Origin of the sequence: Streptomyces sp. NPDC005485 (assembly GCF_040606085.1) — a bacterium.
In the GTDB taxonomy this organism is placed as follows: domain Bacteria; phylum Actinomycetota; class Actinomycetes; order Streptomycetales; family Streptomycetaceae; genus Streptomyces.
The window spans coordinates 16,849-34,978 of the sequence record NZ_JBEXDZ010000094.1; the positions used below are offsets into that span (position 1 = coordinate 16,849).

Annotated in this window: 21 protein-coding genes and 2 tRNA genes; 12 read left to right on the plus strand and 11 right to left on the minus strand. The window is 67.2% G+C overall.

What is annotated here, in order from left to right:
* Positions 1 to 64 precede the first annotated feature (64 nt).
* From ABZS97_RS27600 to ABZS97_RS27615, 4 genes are read right to left on the minus strand one after another with little or no spacing between them, the layout of a single operon-like run.
* On the minus strand, positions 65 to 466 hold the full coding sequence (locus ABZS97_RS27600; RefSeq protein ID WP_356141666.1) for a hypothetical protein: 402 nt from the start codon (positions 464 to 466) through the stop codon (positions 65 to 67).
* Positions 463 to 789, minus strand: coding sequence for a WhiB family transcriptional regulator (locus ABZS97_RS27605; RefSeq protein WP_356141668.1), 327 nt, complete (start codon positions 787 to 789; stop codon positions 463 to 465). Before ABZS97_RS27605 ends, ABZS97_RS27600 begins: the two co-directional genes overlap by 4 nt.
* A complete protein-coding gene (locus ABZS97_RS27610; RefSeq protein ID WP_356141670.1) occupies positions 789 to 959 on the minus strand; it encodes a hypothetical protein in 171 nt (56 codons plus the stop codon). Before ABZS97_RS27610 ends, ABZS97_RS27605 begins: the two co-directional genes overlap by 1 nt.
* Complete coding sequence (locus ABZS97_RS27615) at positions 959 to 1,345, minus strand: hypothetical protein (RefSeq protein WP_356141673.1); 387 nt, start codon at positions 1,343 to 1,345, stop codon at positions 959 to 961. Before ABZS97_RS27615 ends, ABZS97_RS27610 begins: the two co-directional genes overlap by 1 nt.
* Before the next feature lie 300 nt (positions 1,346 to 1,645).
* Between ABZS97_RS27615 and ABZS97_RS27620 the strand changes: the two genes are divergently transcribed.
* Both ABZS97_RS27620 and ABZS97_RS27625 read left to right on the plus strand, forming a co-directional pair.
* Positions 1,646 to 2,062, plus strand: a complete 417-nt coding sequence (locus ABZS97_RS27620; RefSeq protein WP_356141676.1) for a winged helix-turn-helix domain-containing protein — start codon at positions 1,646 to 1,648, stop codon at positions 2,060 to 2,062.
* A 23-nt stretch (positions 2,063 to 2,085) separates the two neighbouring features.
* Positions 2,086 to 2,535 (plus strand): SUKH-3 domain-containing protein, encoded by a 450-nt coding sequence (locus tag ABZS97_RS27625; RefSeq protein ID WP_356141678.1) that lies wholly within the window; start codon positions 2,086 to 2,088, stop codon positions 2,533 to 2,535.
* A 58-nt stretch (positions 2,536 to 2,593) separates the two neighbouring features.
* Here the strand turns inward: ABZS97_RS27625 and ABZS97_RS27630 are convergent, their stop codons facing one another.
* The 3 genes from ABZS97_RS27630 to ABZS97_RS27640 form a co-directional block, all read right to left on the minus strand.
* Positions 2,594 to 3,544 (minus strand): NAD-dependent epimerase/dehydratase family protein, encoded by a 951-nt coding sequence (locus ABZS97_RS27630; protein ID WP_356141680.1) that lies wholly within the window; start codon positions 3,542 to 3,544, stop codon positions 2,594 to 2,596.
* 9 nt (positions 3,545 to 3,553) lie between these two features.
* Positions 3,554 to 5,026: a helix-turn-helix transcriptional regulator gene (locus ABZS97_RS27635; protein ID WP_356141682.1), complete on the minus strand. Its 1,473-nt coding sequence runs from the start codon at positions 5,024 to 5,026 to the stop codon at positions 3,554 to 3,556.
* 780 nt (positions 5,027 to 5,806) lie between these two features.
* Positions 5,807 to 6,367: a hypothetical protein gene (locus ABZS97_RS27640; RefSeq protein ID WP_356141685.1), complete on the minus strand. Its 561-nt coding sequence runs from the start codon at positions 6,365 to 6,367 to the stop codon at positions 5,807 to 5,809.
* 218 nt (positions 6,368 to 6,585) lie between these two features.
* On the opposite strand from ABZS97_RS27640, the gene ABZS97_RS27645 reads away from it, so the two are divergent.
* Both ABZS97_RS27645 and ABZS97_RS27650 read left to right on the plus strand, forming a co-directional pair.
* Entirely contained in the window at positions 6,586 to 7,158 is a 573-nt protein-coding gene (locus tag ABZS97_RS27645) for a hypothetical protein (protein ID WP_356141687.1), read from the plus strand.
* Between the two features lie 235 nt (positions 7,159 to 7,393).
* The gene (locus ABZS97_RS27650; RefSeq protein ID WP_356141689.1) at positions 7,394 to 8,731 is read left to right on the plus strand and encodes a HEPN domain-containing protein; all 1,338 of its coding nucleotides are present in this window, start codon (positions 7,394 to 7,396) and stop codon (positions 8,729 to 8,731) included.
* Positions 8,732 to 9,582: 851 nt separating this feature from the next.
* Here ABZS97_RS27650 and ABZS97_RS27655 read toward each other — a convergent pair.
* The gene (locus tag ABZS97_RS27655; RefSeq protein WP_356141691.1) at positions 9,583 to 9,807 is read right to left on the minus strand and encodes a hypothetical protein; all 225 of its coding nucleotides are present in this window, start codon (positions 9,805 to 9,807) and stop codon (positions 9,583 to 9,585) included.
* Positions 9,808 to 10,240: 433 nt separating this feature from the next.
* On the opposite strand from ABZS97_RS27655, the gene ABZS97_RS27660 reads away from it, so the two are divergent.
* Complete coding sequence (locus ABZS97_RS27660; protein WP_356141693.1) at positions 10,241 to 11,518, plus strand: hypothetical protein; 1,278 nt, start codon at positions 10,241 to 10,243, stop codon at positions 11,516 to 11,518.
* A gap of 118 nt (positions 11,519 to 11,636) precedes the next feature.
* Positions 11,637 to 11,849 carry a hypothetical protein gene (locus ABZS97_RS27665; protein WP_356141695.1) on the plus strand — a complete coding sequence of 71 codons (213 nt, stop codon included), beginning with the start codon at positions 11,637 to 11,639 and terminating at the stop codon, positions 11,847 to 11,849.
* Positions 11,850 to 11,946: 97 nt separating this feature from the next.
* Here the strand turns inward: ABZS97_RS27665 and ABZS97_RS27670 are convergent, their stop codons facing one another.
* Both ABZS97_RS27670 and ABZS97_RS27675 read right to left on the minus strand, forming a co-directional pair.
* Positions 11,947 to 12,276, minus strand: a complete 330-nt coding sequence (locus ABZS97_RS27670) for a nuclear transport factor 2 family protein (RefSeq protein WP_356141696.1) — start codon at positions 12,274 to 12,276, stop codon at positions 11,947 to 11,949.
* Positions 12,277 to 12,329: 53 nt separating this feature from the next.
* Positions 12,330 to 12,986, minus strand: a complete 657-nt coding sequence (locus ABZS97_RS27675; protein ID WP_356141698.1) for an SDR family oxidoreductase — start codon at positions 12,984 to 12,986, stop codon at positions 12,330 to 12,332.
* Between the two features lie 69 nt (positions 12,987 to 13,055).
* Between ABZS97_RS27675 and ABZS97_RS27680 the strand changes: the two genes are divergently transcribed.
* Positions 13,056 to 14,282, plus strand: a complete 1,227-nt coding sequence (locus ABZS97_RS27680) for a hypothetical protein (RefSeq protein WP_356141700.1) — start codon at positions 13,056 to 13,058, stop codon at positions 14,280 to 14,282.
* A gap of 236 nt (positions 14,283 to 14,518) precedes the next feature.
* On the opposite strand, the gene ABZS97_RS27685 is transcribed toward ABZS97_RS27680, so the two are convergent.
* Positions 14,519 to 15,775 carry an amidohydrolase family protein gene (locus ABZS97_RS27685; protein ID WP_356141702.1) on the minus strand — a complete coding sequence of 419 codons (1,257 nt, stop codon included), beginning with the start codon at positions 15,773 to 15,775 and terminating at the stop codon, positions 14,519 to 14,521.
* Positions 15,776 to 16,469: 694 nt separating this feature from the next.
* Between ABZS97_RS27685 and ABZS97_RS27690 the strand changes: the two genes are divergently transcribed.
* The 5 genes from ABZS97_RS27690 to ABZS97_RS27710 all read left to right on the plus strand — a co-directional run bounded on the left by ABZS97_RS27690 (position 16,470) and on the right by ABZS97_RS27710 (position 17,956).
* A tRNA-Thr gene (locus tag ABZS97_RS27690) sits at positions 16,470 to 16,542 on the plus strand.
* A gap of 46 nt (positions 16,543 to 16,588) precedes the next feature.
* A tRNA-Met gene (locus tag ABZS97_RS27695) sits at positions 16,589 to 16,661 on the plus strand.
* 90 nt (positions 16,662 to 16,751) lie between these two features.
* Positions 16,752 to 16,916 (plus strand): 50S ribosomal protein L33, encoded by a 165-nt coding sequence (gene rpmG / locus ABZS97_RS27700; protein ID WP_004571794.1) that lies wholly within the window; start codon positions 16,752 to 16,754, stop codon positions 16,914 to 16,916.
* A 157-nt stretch (positions 16,917 to 17,073) separates the two neighbouring features.
* Positions 17,074 to 17,526 carry a MaoC family dehydratase N-terminal domain-containing protein gene (locus ABZS97_RS27705; protein ID WP_356141704.1) on the plus strand — a complete coding sequence of 151 codons (453 nt, stop codon included), beginning with the start codon at positions 17,074 to 17,076 and terminating at the stop codon, positions 17,524 to 17,526.
* Between the two features lies 1 nt (position 17,527).
* Positions 17,528 to 17,956: a MaoC family dehydratase gene (locus ABZS97_RS27710; RefSeq protein ID WP_356141706.1), complete on the plus strand. Its 429-nt coding sequence runs from the start codon at positions 17,528 to 17,530 to the stop codon at positions 17,954 to 17,956.
* Positions 17,957 to 18,130: the final 174 nt, after the last annotated feature.

Here is an 18,130-nt window from a genome sequence, read left to right on the forward strand (position 1 = left end):
CACCGGGCCAGGCCGGGTACGTCCGACAGCCGGAGAAGGAAGGGGAGTTGGAGGGGGCGCGGGGTCAGCGCCGGTAACGGCCGCTCCATGCACGGCCGTTGTCGCTGGCCAGCGAGCGCGCCACCACGGCGCACACCGCGAGGGACAGCGCGACGGTGGCCACGGCCGCGGCGACCACAGCGACCGAGAGCAGCAGCGCGACCAGGACCACGCCGACGACCAGGAAGCCGAGCACGCCCACGGCGAGCATGGTGCCGGGCGACTTGGCGGACCTGCGGAACGGGGCGGCCGGGGTGAGCGCGTGTGCGCAACTGCACGCCGGGGCCAGGCCGTTGTGCACCTGGCCGGGGAGGGCGATGGGTGCCGGGGCCGGCGGGGCCGACGACACGTACGTGCGTCCCGCCGCGTCCGTGAGCAGGTAGGGCTGTCCGGGCTGCAGCGGCACCGGAAGGTTCAGCTCGCTCATGCCGCTGCCCCCTTCCCCGCCGGCTGGCGGCGCAGGGCGCGCCGCTCTCGCGAGGTGAGCCCGCCGAAGACGCCGAACGCCTCGTTGTCGGCCAGTGCCCGTGCCAGGCATGCCCCGCGGACCGGGCACCTGCCGCACACTGACTTCGCGCGGCCGATCTGCGTCGGGTGGTCGGAGTAGAAGAGTTCCGGGTCCTCGCCGACGCAGGCCGCGCCGTCCAAGACGGGGATGTCCAGGTTGAGCCGGTCAGCCGGCGAGGACGGCAGCATCTGCAGGTGCGGGTGCCTGCTGCCGCGCAGAGCGCGCAACGGTGTGCAGGCCATCAGCGCACCTCCGCCCGCTCGACGCGTGCGGCCGGTGTCCACTCGAAGCCGCACGATCCGCACTCCTCGCGTGCCGCGTGGCAGCGGGAGACGTACACGGTGCGGCGGCAGCGCGGGCAGCTCGCCTTACGGCACACGGGGCGCGGGTCGTAGAACGGTGCCGCGGCCATCACACGCGCTCCGGCTCGGCCGAGGAGGCGGGCGCGGCGTCGACGTCGGTGATGGGCGCATAGACGTTCACCCGCAGGTCACCGACGGTGCCGGAGGCCTCGAAGCACCAACTGCCGCACCCCCACGGGATCAGGTGCGTGTCGGCGCCCATGGCATGAGCCAGGCGGGCGACGGCCGGGAACCGGACCCCCGGCACGGCCGGCTCGTACGACGGAAGCTGCAATCCGACATGCCGGTTGTCGGAGATCGTGATGTAGAGCTCCGGAAGCTCGGGAACGCCGTCCAGGAAGTCCGCGAGCTGGTGCAACACGTGCGACGGGGAGCTGGGAGCCGGTTCATCCGGCCGGGATACGACCGCGACCTCGGCAGTACTCTCGTTGAGCATCGTTGAACTCCTCAGAGCAGGGATTCGATGCGTCGGCCTCGGCAGGGGTATGAGAGGTGCTCCAACACGTCTCAGCCCGTTTCTGCCGGGGCCGTTCTGTCTCACCAGGTTGGATCTGTTCTGTACGCGCGACCAATGACGGTCTGTCATATCGCCGCTGTCTCACGGGTTTCCCACCCGCTCTCAACATGGTGCACCTAGTGCACCAAGCTTGGCAATGGGTCTCCCTCGATTGGGTGGGACAGGGTTCGTCGGCAATGTGATGCACTAGGTGCGACGGCCTAGGCGAAGGTGTGGTGCATGACCGAGTTTCGGGGCAAGCCGGCGTACCGGCAGCTTGCCGAGTCCCTGCGGGGACGCATCGAGAACGGCGAGATCCCGAACGGCGCTTCCCTGCCGTCGGCTGCCGCGCTGATGAACGAGTTCGGCGTGTCCAGCACCGTGGTGAAGAACGGGATCAGCGTGCTGCGGGCCGAGGGCCTGGTCGTCGGGCACCAGGGCAAGGGCGTCTTCGCCCAGTACCCGCCCGTGACGGCTCCCCCGTCGTGGGCCCCGCCGGTGGTCGACGCCGCACATGCCCTCGCGGACCTGGTCCAGGAGATCGCGGAAGGGCGTCCGGTGGAGCCGGCCAGGGCGAGCAATGCGGTGGCCGCCTGGCGTTCGGCGAGCGAGCAGTTGCCGGAGTCGCTGCGGGGCGGCTCGGTCGACGGCCGCTGAAAACACGACCGTGAAGGGCGGGGATGGCGATCGTGAGTGGGCTTGCTCCTGAGACGGAGGAGACTCCCCGCGCAGCAGGATGGTTTCCCGGTCGCCGCTCTGACACCAGCGGCTGGCGGACTCGCTTCGAAGAGACCGGGCTGGCGATGCACGACGCCGCAGACGACTTCCTGAGGGAGTTCGGTGGACTGCAAGTTGGTGCTCACGGCTCGGGGATCACATGCGCTCGCGAGGCCTTCCACCTTGATCCTCTGCTGGTCTGGAACAGCGAAGAGGACCGGTTCGCGGAGTGGGGCGAAGAGATCGGGCGCGCTCTCTTTCCCGTAGGGGAGCTTGATCAGGGCCGCTTCTTCCTCGGGATCGATGAGCAGGCAGAGCTCTACGTAGTGGAGACCTGGGTTGCGAGCTTTGGGCGTCTGCCCGCGGCCATGGACAACCTGGTCCTGGGCGTCATGCCTACACCCGTCGCCTAGGCAGTCATGTCCGCACGCAAGATCGCTTGTGGTCTGGCGCGGCCTCTGCTCGGCAACCTCAGCTCCCGGCTGCCGTTACGGCAGTCCAGGCGTCAGCGATGATCTCGTCCAGCGACGACCGTTCAGGCTTCCAGTCGAGTTCCCGCCGGACCAGCGCGGTGTCGGCCAGCAGCGTTGGAGGTTCCGGCTTCGGCGGGTTGTGGACGACCGAGACCGTGCGGCCGGTGACTCGCTCGGTCGCGGCGACGATGTCGCTGACGCTCGCCCCGGTGGCGCCGACGTTGTACACGGCGTGAGTTCCGGGCTCGCACGCCTGCAGGGCCAGTACGTACGCGCGGGCCAGGTCGTCGACGTGGACGAAGTCTCGTACCGCGGAGCCGTCGCCGTTGATGTCGACGTGCGGGGCCTGCCCGGCCGCGACCGAGAGCGCCTTCGGAATGATCCGCGTCTGGTCCGGGTCGCCTACGCCGGCGACGGCGCCGGAGATGTTGAACGCGCGCAGGATCACCGCCCCTACCGATCCGGTGCTGGTACGGCGGATCAGCGCTTCATCGGCGGCGAGCTTGGTTGTGCCGTACGGCGAGGTCGGCCGGGGCGGAGCCTGCTCATCGATGGGCTGTTGCTCGGGCACGCCGTAGACGGCCGCGGTCGACGCCTGGACGATCCGGATCGGCCGGAAGCCCGTGCGGACGAATTCGGCTTCGCAGGCGTCCAACAGAGCTTCTGTGCCACCGTGGTTGGTGGCTGCGTAGTCGTCGGGCCGTTCGAAGGACTCGCGGACCCGGGTGAGCGCGGCCAGGTGGCACATGGCGTCGACACCGCGGACGGCCTCGCGCAGCTGCTCCGGGTGGAGCAGGTCGGCATGCACGGTGTCGGCGACCGGGGCAGGCGGAAGTGGGGCCCCGGCCTCGCGGTGAGTCATCGCGATCACGTCATGGCCGGCCTCAGCGAGCCGCCGTACAACGGCGTTGCCTACGAAGCCGTACGCACCCGTCACCAGTACACGCAAGGTTCCTCCTCAGCCGGCGAGCAAGAGCTTCCGATGCTGCCACGCCAAGTCAAGGCATGCGGCGGCGGCCGGGGCCAGTGGCTCGGAATCCAGCAGCCGCCTCACGTTGGCCTCGGTGAACGGAATGCCCGCGGCTCCGTCGGTGGCGCTGCTGGAGACGACAGAGCCTTCGGTGTTCTGGCTGACCATGGTGTCGAAGACGCGGTCGTAGACGTCTGCGTCGATCACGACGACGGCGAGGATCTCGCCCGCCAGCGTCAGCGGGTCCAGGCCGATCCCGAGGGCGTAGGCCTGCAGCTTGCCCGTCCGACGCGCGTCGTTGAGCGACTTGAAGGGCTCGGTGCCGTCGTAGTCGATCGGCTCGCCGCTGCTGCCGTCGGCCTCGGGCATGCCGAGGAACTCCTCCGCGTACTCCCGCAGCATGTTGCGCCAGAGGTCGAAGTCGTTGGCCTGGTCCCAGGGCATGACCGACGACGGCTGGAACACGCCCGCGGGCATGATGTGGTAAGTCCCGCCTGCCACCGCGACGTTGGCCGCCGACCGGTGATGCAGGACGAACGATGCGCCCTCGCTGCCGCGTCGGATGGTCAGCGTGTCGATGGACGGCAGCAGCGGGCGGCGGGCCAGGTCGAACGGGTCGCCAACGAGTGAGCGGAAGGGCAGATCGTCCCAATGCGGCGCCTGCAGCCAGGCCGGGTCGCCGCGGGCGGCGAGCCAGGCGCCGGCCAGCTCATGGGACACGCCTTCGCATACGTCGACCATGTCGAAGTACGTGGTGTAGCCGAAGGCCATGCGTGCGGCGTCGCCGGCCCACTCGGTGCCCATTAGACGGAAGCTGGGCCGGTTCTCGAAGAGCGACGGCTTGTCCACGGCACGGATGGCGTGCGAGTAGCGGTCGTACCGGCCTCCGCGCGCGGACAGCGGCCGTATGGCCTCGGCTTCCGACTCCGACCCGACCACGGTCGGCGGCGGCACCTGGTTGAGCCACGAGAGGTCCACTGCAGCGAGGTCGAAGGGCGCCAGCGCCATCCATCCCGGCCGCGTCAGCACCGGGCTGTTTCCGGCCCGCTCGAACTGCGGGTACAGCGCTGCCGCAGCGGCGGTCAACTCACTGCGTTGCCGGTTCAGTTCACGACGCACCAGCCGCCACCGCCGTTGATCCTCTACGGCGTCCTGCGGCTTCCCGGCGTCTCCGGCCAGGCGCACCGCGTACTCGCCGCGGTCGGACATCGCCGCGGGCAATAGCCCCAACTCATCCTCGGGCAGGCCCAGGACTCCGGCTATGCGGCGCAGCTCATCCACGTCCCGGATCGACCGCTTCCCACGTTCGAGCAGCGACACGTACGACTGGTCGTAGCCGAGCAGGCCGGCGAGGTCCTGCTGCTTCAGGTTGTGCGTGGCGCGGTAAGCCCGCAGCGCCTTGTTCAGGTTCGACCCGTCCGGCGGCGCCTGGTGCTGGCCAGCCTCGTACAGCCATGGCACCGACTCAGGTGCTGGCGCGGCGGCCGTCGGGGGCGTGTCCCGCACCGCCCGCTCACATGGCCCGCAGACCGTGCCATGGTTTGCGCGGCTTAACCGTGCGCCGCATCGGGCGCAGACCCTGCCGCCGGTCGCTGTGACTGTCATGGAACCTCACCCCGTCGTGATCGTGCGAGCTCGATGTGGTGACGCACGAACAGCATGCCGTCCGCGCTATGGATCGCGCGAGAGAGCCCAGTTGCAGATCGGCTGCTACTTCCGAGCCTGCCCGATCAGTAGCTTTCATCGATGCCCCACATCCCAACCTCCTCAAGCGTGCCGAGATCCGGCAGGCCAACACGCTTTCCAACTGTGTTGATGCCTGGCGGGGCTCCGCGTACAGGGGCGTTCACCTGCATTCATGGGCGATCGGCTGCCGCCTGGGTCTCGACTGAACGCCTTGACTACATTCCGTGATCGCGCGCCCGGCTTCAACAGGCAAAGCGGGCACCGCTGGTTGGTCCCGCAGTCGAGGGGCCATCATCTTGGGTGCTCCGGGGCTGATTGCGTGAGAACTGAGAGGGCGCCGCAGCGGACCGTGAGTGGCCTCTGATTTTCGTCTCCGCTGCTGCCTGTGCTTCCCCGGAGGGAGTGGCACAGGCCTGGCGCGCCGTCTCGTCCCCTGCTCACCCGGTGGTCATTTGGATCCGGGCTGACCGATCGGCCGCGAAAGGTGCCAGGTGTTTGATCCGCCTGCTGGTCGTTGAGTTCGCCGACGGGGTGGTGCTGCTTCCGCGGTGCGCCTCACGAACAGGCGGTGGTGTCGCTGTACTCGTAGTCGAGTCCTAGCTGGCCTACGGAGTCGTGGTTGTTGGACAAGGCTGCATACTCCTCGCGAGCATCAGGGATCCGGTTCAGAACGCGATTCTGCCCGAGGCTCCACCAGACGTCATCGTCTCGGAACGTAAGAGTGTGATCGCCAAACGGCCTGTCGTTGACCTTTACTCCAAAATCTACCGTGACCTTGGTGCAGGGAAATAGAACCCCAATCTTGTAATACCCCGTGAGTCGTCGTCGACCTTTCTGGTCTTTATCCTCGACTTTGATTAGCGTGTTATACATAGCCAAGATGCTATGGTTTTCCACTCTCAAGGACGAGAAATTCCTGTCACCCTTCTGTTGGAACAAATACCAGGTCACCTTTCGCGGGTTGATTTCCTCCTGTACTTGTTCCGCTTTACGTTGTGCCGCATCGGCGTCGGATTTTGCGATCAATGAAAATGCAAAAGAGGCGGCCGTGAAGAAAACGATGACCACACCTCCAACCACTTCAAGAATGCGGAGTCTGCGATCAGGATTTGACACCACAGCCTACTCTCTCACGTGCTTCAACTGCACGAACTAACGATGCGCTGTGTCGACTCCACTTGCTAGCTGTGTGTTTCAAATTCGCTCAGCTGGAGCACATTCAGATTGGTTCCAAACCTCCGGCTGGGGTCCGATCTCGCGGCGGGCAGAACCATCTGCCTCAAGAAGCATCAAGTTCGGCCCCGCCTCCTCGCTCACTGGCACAATGCCTCGCCATGGATGGGGATGCGTGGGCCGGCCTGGTTGGTGCTGTCCTAGGCGCGATCGGGGGGTACGTCAGTGGCAGAGCTCAGGCGCGCGGCACTGTCGAAGGAGTACAACTGCAGCTATCTGGTCAGCGGGCGGAGGCGCTGTGGCAGGCGGAGATTGATGCGTGTGCCCTGTTCGTGGATGCCTGCAACCGAGCCCTCTTCAAGCTGGGGCAGGTGTTGGCCTTCGGGGGGCTGGAGCCAGACCAGGAAGCACAACTTGGCGTCTACGGCATCGGCCCCCGCGACCAGCTTGTCCGGGAACTGCGAGAAATCCAGGACGAGTGCGCCTTGCGTGAGGTCGCGCTCCGTCTCCGTATGCCCTCAGCCTCGGCGAAGAGTGCCAGGGCCGTTGGTCACGCACTGACGGCGGCGGCAGACAGCATGCTTCGATGGTGTGCTGCACGTGTGGGACGAACCGAGAACGAGCCAGATTGGCGTCGTGATGCGGCAGCCAAGGCTGCCGCATACCGGCAGTTGTTGGATCAGTTCACGACCGCCGAGCAACAGCGCTTCTCAAAATCTCATCTCGGGCCCTGACCTGCTGCTGAACTGTCGGCAGCTGTCGACGTTAGTCATAGTTGCGCACCCTTCCACGCCTCTAGGACGGTACGGGAGAGGGCGCTCGTGCGTTATCGGAGACCATCCAAGGGACCGAGCAGTCGGCGGTTGCGCTCCGACGCATGTAAGAACAGGGAGGGCTGGGGAGTCTGCTTGTAAGACCTGCGGATCAGGCCGGGTGCTGCAACAATGGCCAGTTAACAGGAGGGTAAGCGTGGAGATCAGCGATATCTCGGGTGGCAGTGTCGGTTATTTCTGGGCCTCAAATTCAAAGAGGATCTCCTTCCGTCGTCGCTCAGAAAGTGGGTATCTGAAGCTCAATCCACAAGGACAAGTAGAGATACAGACCCTCGAAGAGTCACCCTACGACAGCTTCGCGAGCGCCTCTACTCCCGGCGTCCCTAAGGCAATCTTCGCCAGCACTCCAGCAGGGGGCGTGCTTGTTGTCGATGTCTTCAGGAGAGCATCGAATATGAGGTGGGGTGGAGGTAAAGCGTCCACTCACTCTTTCTCTGCTCACGGCGCGATCCTGGGTGTAGACGATGAGGCCAGAGATCCTCGTTTCTCATACACGAGCACTTTCATGCCCGGGATTCAGGACTGGGCTGGGGTTCGAACTATCGAAGAACAGCGACAGAGCAATGCATCGCAGCGCATGCAATCGGTGAGCATTGCAGTAAAGAGCGGTGCCCCGCAGCAGGTGGGCCTCAGCGCCTCAACCACCTTTGAATTGTCCTGGCACTGGCAAGTTTCGGGGCCCGCCGACAATAAGAGCGTTTATGCGCCTGTAAGTCTTGCCATAAGGTCGACGCGGCCAAAGAGCTACCGAGATTTGATGTCGCCTTTGCATCGCATACAAGATCTGGTCTGTCTGGCTTTCGAAGGCTTCGTTGCTGCTGACGGTGGCCGCGCATACCTAGTTGCTGAGCCGGACCCTCCCACTTCGCCGACGCTCTGGGATGGACGGTTCATGACGGTTCCAGTTGGGGCCAAGGTGCCCAAGTCGATGACGGAGATTCCTCTATTTTCGCTTGGCGATATTGGTGGAATTGAAGGAATAAAGCGGTGGGTGAAAATCTATCAAGCACACCCTCGTGCAGTGCGCCCTTTCGTGAGTCGCTACCGGCTTGGTGCAGTATCACCCGAGGTGCAACTCATGGAAGTGGCCGCCGGAATGGAGTATTGGGTCGCATCTCATCGTCGCAAGACCACTTGGGCGAAGAATAAACACATTCCCTTAGCTCTGGCAGAAAGAGTCGGCTCGTCGTTCGGTGAATGGGTTAAGGATCCTGAAAAATGGGACACTGCATTCTGGGAAACTTATAATTCGATCAAGCATGAGGCGAAATATGAGCCGGATAGATACATGGTTAGCGTTATGGCGCAGAGCGGTGCGCTGTTGCTCGCTTCCGCGATTCTGAATCGAGTGGCTGGAAATAAGGGGGCCAGTAAACGGATCTTCCGCAGTCATCGGACGATATCGCTGGGCGAGGAGGTGAGTGAGTATGTCTCACATTTCACGCCAAAGCCCGGGCGTAAAAAGGGTCGATGAGGCCGTCCTGACCGTCCCAGCCGCAGAGGAGTCTTCCACTTCACGCCCGCAGCTCGTCAGCACGCCGCATGGGCGGCGCGCGCCCGTGCCGTGCGTGGCCCTTGAAGGAACCAGTAAGAAGGTTGTAACTCAGCCAACGGCGCGAGGGACTGTCTCGCATTGCGCGGACCAGGGATGGATCAATCGCCCTTGACTGCGGCCGCGTACAGCAGCCTGTACCCGATCCGCCCCGGGCGGCAGTGCGTTTCCCGTCATGCCGTATCCGGCGTCAGGGCAGCGCGCCGGCCCCCGGAGCGGTGTGCCGGTCTCGAACGGCGTCACTGAGGCGCTGACAGCCAAGATCCGGACCAGCTGCGGACCAGAAGCCGTAATCTGGGAGAAAGAAGCAGGTCAGGGCCCTACAGCGCAGCCCACTGCAAATCTGCCGGCTCAGCCTACCCAGGTTCGAACCCTGGCGCCGCCACATGTAGGTAGACCCCCTCCGAACTGCGGAAACGCAGAACGGAGGGGTCTCTTTGTGTTCCGGGACGATCTTCGGGTGGAATCGAAAGAGGATGACTTGCCTCATTTTGTTACGCGTGGGTCCCGGGGATGGTCAGGGTTTTCGGGCCATACGCGGGTCAACGCTGGAAGCCGGCCGTCCGAGCAGACACCGTCTTCGGCCGCGAGCCTGTGACCTCCGTGCTCGTGGGGATGAGATGCGGACACCGTTGGGCGGGCGCACGCTGAGGACATGAAGGCCGGTGATCCAGCAGGGCCTCCGGAAGGGCCCCTGCGGCGAGAGCAGCGGTGGGGCGGGCGTTCTCTTGGTCGCGCCGTTGGGGGCTGGGCAGAGGCGCCCTGGCTCTCCGTTACTTGTCCGCTCGGTAGAGCTTGATTTCCTTGTTGACGAAGAGGTGAATGTAGCCGCATCGCCAGCAGATCAAGCCGGTGGCGTTCTCGTCGGCCCATGCCAGCTTCATGAACTCCATGCCGGTGCTGTTGAGCAGGACGTTCCGCTCTCGGAACAGGTCTCCTCGGCAGACCTGGCAGTTGAGCCAGATTTCGCCCAGCGCTGCACGTACCGGCTTCGCCATCGAGTCAACGCCCCCGCCCTCGCCGTTCGTAGTCGAAGTGAACCTATGTCTCCGGCATGCGCATGGCTAATGGCTTTGAGCAAGATCAGAGGTTGGGTCTGATGCAGGGTTGGGTGTCTCGAATTCGATGGGAGTCAGCCGGCCGAAGGATGCTTGTGTAAGCGTAGATCAGAGGGGGTTTCTGTTTGTTTGGGGTGTTTTTGTGGGTGGGTCGCCGGCCTCGGGGATCGCGAACCGGTGGGGCGGACGGTGGCGGGGTCGGCCGCGGGGGTGGGTGCTGTTGTGAACGCGGGGCGGGTTTTCTGTTGGGATGGCGTGGATCCTGTGGCCATTGGCGAACGCCGTGCAACCTTTCGCCGAACGCGTGGGTCTTGCCCCCGCAAGACCCGCAGGACTCCGTCCGTTTCCCCGGTGTTCACAGAGGATCGCCTCCATGTCTTTCTCGCTGTCCGGCCTTCGCACCTCCCGCACTGCTGTCGGCGCGCTGAGCGCCGCCGCCCTGCTCGCGCTCGGCGCGGCGCCCGCTGCGGTGGCCGACGACACCGTGCCCGATCTGTTTCTCGGGGACATCGCCCCGATCGACGGGGTGAAGCCGGGCAGCAGTTTCGACGTGCCGGTCACGGTCACGAACAAGGGACTGAAGGCCGTGGACAAGGCTTGGGTCTTCTATTCCGTCACTCGGGGGCTCGACTTCGCGGCCCTTCCGTCCAACTGCGCTGCTCACCATGTCGTTTCGTACGACGAGATGACGGAGAAGTCGAACGTCGTGTGCGAGTTCGACCAGGAGCTTGAGCCCGAGGTCGGCTACGTCCTGGAGAAGCCGCTCGCGGTCAAGGCCCTGGACCGCGCGCTCAGCGACAACCTGCGCGTGAGCGTGTGGAGCTACGACCCTCCGCTGGACGAGGCCGCCACGAAGCCCGTGCAGGGGACCGCGCCCGCGGTGAAGCTGGTCGAGCGGTCCGGCGAGAGCGATGTCGTCGACGGTCCCGTCGAGGTGCCGGTCACCTCCGACAACACGGCCGACTTCAAGGTCGCGGGCGCCCATCTGAAGGGGCGCGTCGGTGACACGGTCACCATGGACGTGAATTTCACCAACGCCGGGCCCGCCTGGGTGCTGCGTCCGGAGGCGAAGCCGCCCCTGCGTGTCGCCGTCAAGATTCCCGCCGGAATGTCGGTCGTGAAGACGGACGGTTTCTGCAGCGCCAAGGCCGGCTCCGGGCCCGGGGTCTACAGCTGTGGCACCGCTCAGCGCTGGGTGGACGAGGGCCTGGTCACCGGGTACACCTTCAAGTTGAAGATCAACAAGAAGGTCGCGGGCGCCAAGGGCTCGATCGCGCTCCCCGACGAGTCACGGCCGTTCGACGTGAACAAGGCGAACGACAAGGCCGACATCACCCTCGACGTGACAGGCGGCGGCTCGACCGGCGGGTCCACCACGGGCGGTTCCGGTACCGGAGGCTCCTCGTCCAGCGGCGGTTCCACCGGCGGTTCCACGGGCGGCTCGTCGTCCACCGGCGGCTCGGGTTCCGCCTCGACCGGTGGCTCCGCGTCGACCGGCGGTACGGGCGGCTCGACGACCACCGGGGGCGACCTGGCCTCCACCGGCTCCGGCCCGGCCCTCCCGCTCGCGGGCGCGGCAGCCGCCGCCGTCGCGGCAGGCGCGGCCACCGTCCTCGTCGTACGCCGCCGCCGTGCCCAGAGCCGCGTCTGACCCACGGGTGCTCCGCGCACGCCCGTCCACAGGGCTCTGCACGCGACCGTCCACACCTGCTCCACGCCAGCCCGAGTGTGCCCGGTACGGCTCCCGCCTCACCGGGCACACTGATCCCATGTCATCCCGCCGCCGCAACTGCCCCGAGTGCCGCCGTGAGATCGCCGTCGTCGCGGGACGGTTCGCCCGGCACGACCCGCCGGGCGCGCGGGGGAGCGGCGAACTGGTCTCCTGCCCAGGGTCGCGCCGACAGGCACAGCTCGGCGCGGCCCAGCCGGCCCTGGACGGGTACGTCGTGCCCGAATGCCCCGGGCAGCTCCCGCTGTTCTGACCCTGGGAAGCAGAAGCAGAAGCAGAAGCAGAAGCAGAAGCAGAAGCAGAAGCAGAAGCCGTGGGGGCAACCGCACCCGCACCCCCAACCGGGCCCGTCAGAGCTGCCGTACGTCCATACGGCTCACCAGACCGTCCCCGCCGAACGAGTACACGTGCTCCACCGTCCCGTCCGCCCACTCGTCGCCCGTCGCGGTCCGCTGCCCCGGCCGGACGGTGGCGACGACTCGCGTGCCGTCCGTGTCGAGGCTCAGCCCCTCCAGCCGTACCAGCGGATGTCCGGCCGCGAACTGCCGGGTCCAGTAGGCGCGGACCTCCTCGTGGCCGTGCAGACGGATGCCGTCGAGGACGTTCGGCCAGTCCACGTCCGGGGACAGACAGTGCGGGACGAACGTGTCACGTCGGTCGGTGGAGAAGACCTCGTACATCCTCCGCAGCAGAGCTTCCTGGGCGGCCGAAACCTCGTCGGCCGCGGCCCCGCTCAGTTCCCCGCCACCGATTTGACCGCCACCGAGACCGGCGCCGATCCGCTGACCAGCTCCAGCGACAGTCCGGCCGTCGCCGGAGTGTCCAGCAGTTCCGCGAGGACCGCCGCGACATCGTCCCGGGGGATCGTGCCGCGCCCGGTGGACGCCTCCAGGCGTACGAGACCGGTGCCGGCGTCGTCGAGCAGGCCGCCGGGGCGCAGGATCGTCCAGGCCAGTGCCGTACGACCGCGTACGTACGCGTCGGCCTCGCCCTTGGCGCGCAGATAGATGTCGAAGACACCGTCGCCCGGGTGCGCCGGGTCCGCACCCATCGAGGACACCACCACATACCGTCGTACGCCCGCACGCTCGGCCGCCTCCGTGAAGAGGACGGCCGCGCCGCGGTCCACGGTGTCCTTGCGGGCCGTACCGCTGCCCGGGCCCGCGCCCGCCGCGAAGACGGCCGCGTCCGCACCCTGCAGATGGGCGGCGACCTCCTCCACCGACGCCGACTCCAGATCGCACAGGACCGGCTCGGCGCCGGCCGCCCGCAGATCGTCGCCCTGCTCGGAACGGCGGATGATCCCCGCGACCTCGTCACCGCGCGCGGAGAGCAGCCGCTCCAGCCGCAGCGCGATCTGACCATGACCTCCAGCGATGACAATGCGCATGTTTCCGACCGTACGCCCGACCGGACTCAATCGCCGCACAACCCTGTGGACAACTCATGGGTCACATGAATGATCACACGATCGCATGAGTGCGGGGAGCGCTGGAGTGCGCCGACATGCACCATCTGCACGGCGCCCCCTGGCGTCCTGAGCGGCGTCCTGAGAGACGTCCTTGAGGAGACCGTCATCACTGCCATACGCAAGACCGTCATCGCGAACGGCTGTGCCGTCGTCCTGCTCACCACGGCGGCCGCCTGCGGCACGGTCGAGAACCTCACGGCGGGACAGAAGGTGGATCACGCCGTGGATCGGCTCGGTGAACAGAAGTCGCTCGCCTTCGCCCTGAGCCTGGACGCCGACCCCGATGCCCTCACGTCGCTCATGGGCGAGGCGGGTTCCGACGAGGAACTGCCCCCGGAGTTCGCGAAGGTGCTCACCGGGCTGAGCATCGACGTGTCCGTCAAGTCGAAGAAGGCGTTGGCGGATTCCGGCGAGAAGGACCTCGTCGGGACGAGCGTCAGGATCGCGGGATCCGAGGGCCTCATGGCCGAGTACCGGGTCGTCGGCGGCTCCACGTACTACCGCGCCGACATGAAGGCCTTCGGCAAGGTGATGGGCGTCCCCATGCCGTCGGCCGACGAACTTCCCGAGAGTGAGAAGGAGTTCAGGGCTGTCCTCGAAGGGGACTGGGTCAAGGTCGACAACGGCGACCTGAAGAAGGCCGCGGAAAAGTCCGCCGCGGGAGCGGCGGACTCCGACAACGCCCAGGCGTCCGGAGGTTCCGGAGGTTCCGGCGGTTCCGGCGGTTCCGGCGGGTCCAGCGGCTCCGGCGAGGACGCGATCGACGCCAAGACCCAGCAGAAGATCCTCAAGGCCGTGCGAGGTGTCGTCGCCCACAAGGTCACCTTCAGCAACAAGGGAGGCAAGGACGGCACCGAACGGATCGTCGCCAAGGCCAACTTCCGCGACCTGCTCACCGGCCTCTTCGACAAGCTCAGGCCGCTGGAGGGCGACCTCCCGCCGGGCGCCGAACTCCCCACGGCCAAGGACCTGAAGGACGCCCCGAACAAGAAGGTCGCGGTCGACTTCACGCTGAAGAACGGCGACCTGACCCGGATCAAGGTGGACCTCGCCGTCCTCGCGGACGACCCGAAGGCGGCCGAGCTGCCCCTGGTCCTGAGGTTCGACAAGGCGGGCGATGTCAGCGCCCCGTCCGGCGCCACCGAGATTCCCGCGGACAAGGTCACGGGGCCGAACAGCCCGCTCGGCAGCGTTCTTGGAGGCGGCGTCCTCTGAGCTGTGCCCAGGTGCCGTGAACGGGGGGTACGCGCGAACGGCCTGGCGCCTTCCCGCTGCACTCGCCGCTCGGTGCGTAGGACGGCGGCTACGCGCGCGTGGACCGCAAAAACGCTCCACGCGCGCGTAGCCACCCACAGTTGCGCCACCACCCGCGGTTGCGCCCCGCCACCCACCACCCCGGGCGCTCGCTGATCGGTACGCCCCAGGCACGCCCCAGATACGTCGCGTGCCGCCTACGACGACTCCACCCGCCCCTGACGCGGCAGATCCAGCGCCGACCCCGCGGCCGAGCTGCAGTACTCCCGCACCGCACTCGTGCGTGCCACAACCCGCCCCCGGTGGACGACGATCCGGCTGTACGCGAGCGACAGCACACCCGCGAGCCGGTCCCCGCGCACGGCGAGCAATTCGGCGGGAAACCCGGCTTCCACCCGCACCTCGGGCAGCCCGAGAGCGGCCCGCGCGGCGGAACTCACCATGTCGTACGCGTCGTCGGGGCGCAGCCCGTAGCGCGAGGCCAGCAGGTACGCCGCCTCCAGCGGATCCCCGCGTCCCACCGGGTTCGCCACGTCGCGCACGGCACCGCTGCCCGCGGCGACCAGGACCCCGGCCGCTCGCAGCAGCCGTACCGGAGCCGTTCCGCGCCCGTCGACGCCCCCGCACCCGCCCTGGGGCAGGCAGACGACGCTCACCCCGGCCGCCGCGAGCCGGTCCGCGACCCGCGACGCCGCCTCGGCGGGCAGGCGGCCGAGCCCACCGCACGGGCCGAGCGTCACTCCGGGGCGCAGCCCGCCCGCCATCGCCGCGAGCCGCCCGAGACGGGCGGGGTCGTGACCGTCCGTGTGCAGGTCGACGGCGCAACCGTGTTCAGAGGCCAGTTCGAGGACGGCCTCCGTGTACCCCGTCGGGTCGGGGTCGGCGTCCGGACAGCCGCCCACCACGGAGGCGCCCATCTTGACCGCGTCCCGGAGCATCGCGAGTCCGTCCGCCCCTGCGACTCCCGTCAGGACCCGGGGCATGGCCACCGTCGTCAGCTCGGCGAGACTGCGCAGCGACCGCCGGACCTGGAGCACCGCCGCGAGCGCGTCGAGTCCCTGTACGTCACCGACGTGCACGTGCGAGCGCAACGCGGTTGCCCCGTGGCCGAGTTGCAGCAGCGCGGCCTCGGTGGCGCGGCGCTGGACCTCCTGGGCGTCGTACGAGAGGGGACCGTCGCCGTCGGCCGAGAGGGCCGTGTCGCTGTGGGCGTGCGGCTCGACAGGGGCCGGCAGGAGCAGATAGCCACTGAGGTCCACACGCGTGCCGGGTTCTTCCGGGACGCCGGCCCCGGAGGACGCCAGGCTTCCGGCGGTGCCGACCGCCTCGATGCGTCCGCCGCCCAGCCGCACATCCACGGTCCGGCCGTCGGTGAGCCGCGCTCCACAGAGCAGAAGGGCGGCCGTGTCGGTCTGTCCCGAGGAGGGGGACGGCTGCGGCTGACTGTCGGGCATCGCGCTCCTGGGGGCTCGGGGGCGGCTGCTGGCAGGGCGGCTGCGGGGCGTGCGGAGAGCGGGACGGAGGGATGGCGGCACGGCAGGACCTGAGAGGAACGTGGCACAAGATCACGCAGCGTGGGTCGAGCCTAGGACGGCGATCCGTCCGCAGCGGGGAGGAGCGAAATAGTCGTACCGGCGAGGTCAGGCGGCGTCAGACGGCTGTACGGAGGCACGAAACGCGCGCTGTACGGAGGCACGAAACGCGCGGCTGTGCGGAGGCACGAAACGCGCGGCTGTGCGGAGGCACGAAACGCGCGGCTGTGCCGAGGACCGACCGCCCGCCCGTACGCAGTCACGGAACGCGAGGTCCTGCACAGGCAGCACCCCAGCGCAGCCACGAACACAGGCATCTCACTGCGGCCGTGCCCAAGGCACCCCGCCTCGGCCGGACACAAGCACCCCACCGCGGCCCTGCCCAGGCGCCCCACCTCGGCCGGACACAGGCACCCCACCTCGACCATGCCCAGGCACCCGCGCGCGCAGCGCGGCGACCCCGCCACCCGGTCGCGCACGGCCATGATTCCTGTGTGATTCCTGGTGCGTGAGGGGCTGTTGGAACGCCCGGAGAACGGCGGGGAACAGGTCGGGGCGGGTGGCACGAAACGGATTTGGGCGATCGGCGGCCGAGCGTGTAATGTCTTCATCGCTCGCCCCAATAGCTCAGTCGGTAGAGCGTCTCCATGGTAAGGAGAAGGTCTACGGTTCGATTCCGTATTGGGGCTCTGGTGTGGGAGGTTCCCGTCGCAAGGCGGGGACCGATCGCATCAAAGCGGTGTAGCTCAGTCGGTAGAGCAAGCGGCTCATAATCGCTGTGTCACCGGTTCAAGTCCGGTCACCGCTACTGACAGTAGCCGATTGTGGGGTCGGTCCTTCGATCGGCTACTCTTTTATGCGTTAAACCTGTCCCATCCGTTCGTCAAGGAGCACTCCTGTGGCTGCCACCGACGTCCGCCCGAAGATCACGCTGGCCTGCGTGGAGTGCAAGGAGCGGAACTACATCACCAAGAAGAACCGGCGTAACGACCCGGACCGACTGGAGATGAAGAAGCACTGCCCGCGTTGCAACGCGCACACCGCGCACCGCGAAACGCGATAAATCAGGCTCGTACGCGAGGCCGTCCCCTTAGCGGGGGGCGGCCTCGCGTCGTTGGAGCCCCTGCTCTGTTCTGTGTCACGTTCTGTGCTGTCCGGCGTCCGTTGGGCCGGCTGCGCGAGTCGGGACATCAGCGAAGACAACCAGGAGGTGCCGAGCCATGGCGCTCGACCAGTCCTTCGTCGGGCGGTCCTACCCGCCCACCGACCCCTACGAGGTCGGCCGGGAGAAGATCCGCGAGTTCGCCGAGGCCGTGGGGGACACCAACCCCGCGTACACCGACCCGGAGGCCGCCAAGGCGCTCGGGTACGCCGATGTGATCGCCCCGCCCACCTTTGTGTTCGCGATCACGTTCAAGGCGGCCGGCCAGGTCGTCCAGGATCCTCAGCTGGGCCTGGACTACAACCGGGTGGTGCACGGCGACCAGAAGTTCGCCTACTCCCGGCCGGTGCGCGCGGGCGACCGCCTCACGGTCACCTCGACCATCGAGGCGATCAAGTCCATGGCGGGCAACGACATCCTGGACGTCCGCGGCGAGGTCCACGACGAGGCCGGCGAGCATGTGGTGACTGCCGTCACCAAGCTCGTGGCGCGCGGGGCGGAGGAGGCCTGACATGGCGGCGAAGATCTCTTACACGGACGTCGAGGTCGGCACCGAGCTGCCCGCCCAGACCTTCCCCGTGACCCGGGCCACGCTCGTCCAGTACGCGGGCGCCTCCGGGGACTTCAACCCGATCCACTGGAACGAGAAGTTCGCGGTCGAGGTCGGTCTTCCCGACGTCATCGCGCACGGCATGTTCACCATGGCCGAGGCGATCCGGGTCGTCACCGACTGGGTCGGCGACCCCGGCGCGGTCATCGAGTACGGCGTCCGCTTCACCAAGCCCGTCGTGGTCCCGAACGACGACCAGGGCGCGACCGTCGAGGTCAGCGCCAAGGTCGCCGCCAAGCTCGACGACAACACCGTGCGCGTCGACCTCGTCGCGATGAGCGCGGGCCAGAAGGTCCTGGGCATGTCACGAGCGGTCGTACGACTCGCCTGAGAACCGTGACCTGCAGCCTGCGACCTTCAGTCGGCCTGCAGTCCCTGCTCTCCGTTCCCTGGATCTGTGCAGGTAAGGGGCGCTCGGCAATGCGAGCGCCCCGTAACTGCACCGCCATCGTAACGCCGTCGTACGTCGTAGTAACGGCCTGGTACCGCCTCTCCGATACGCCCC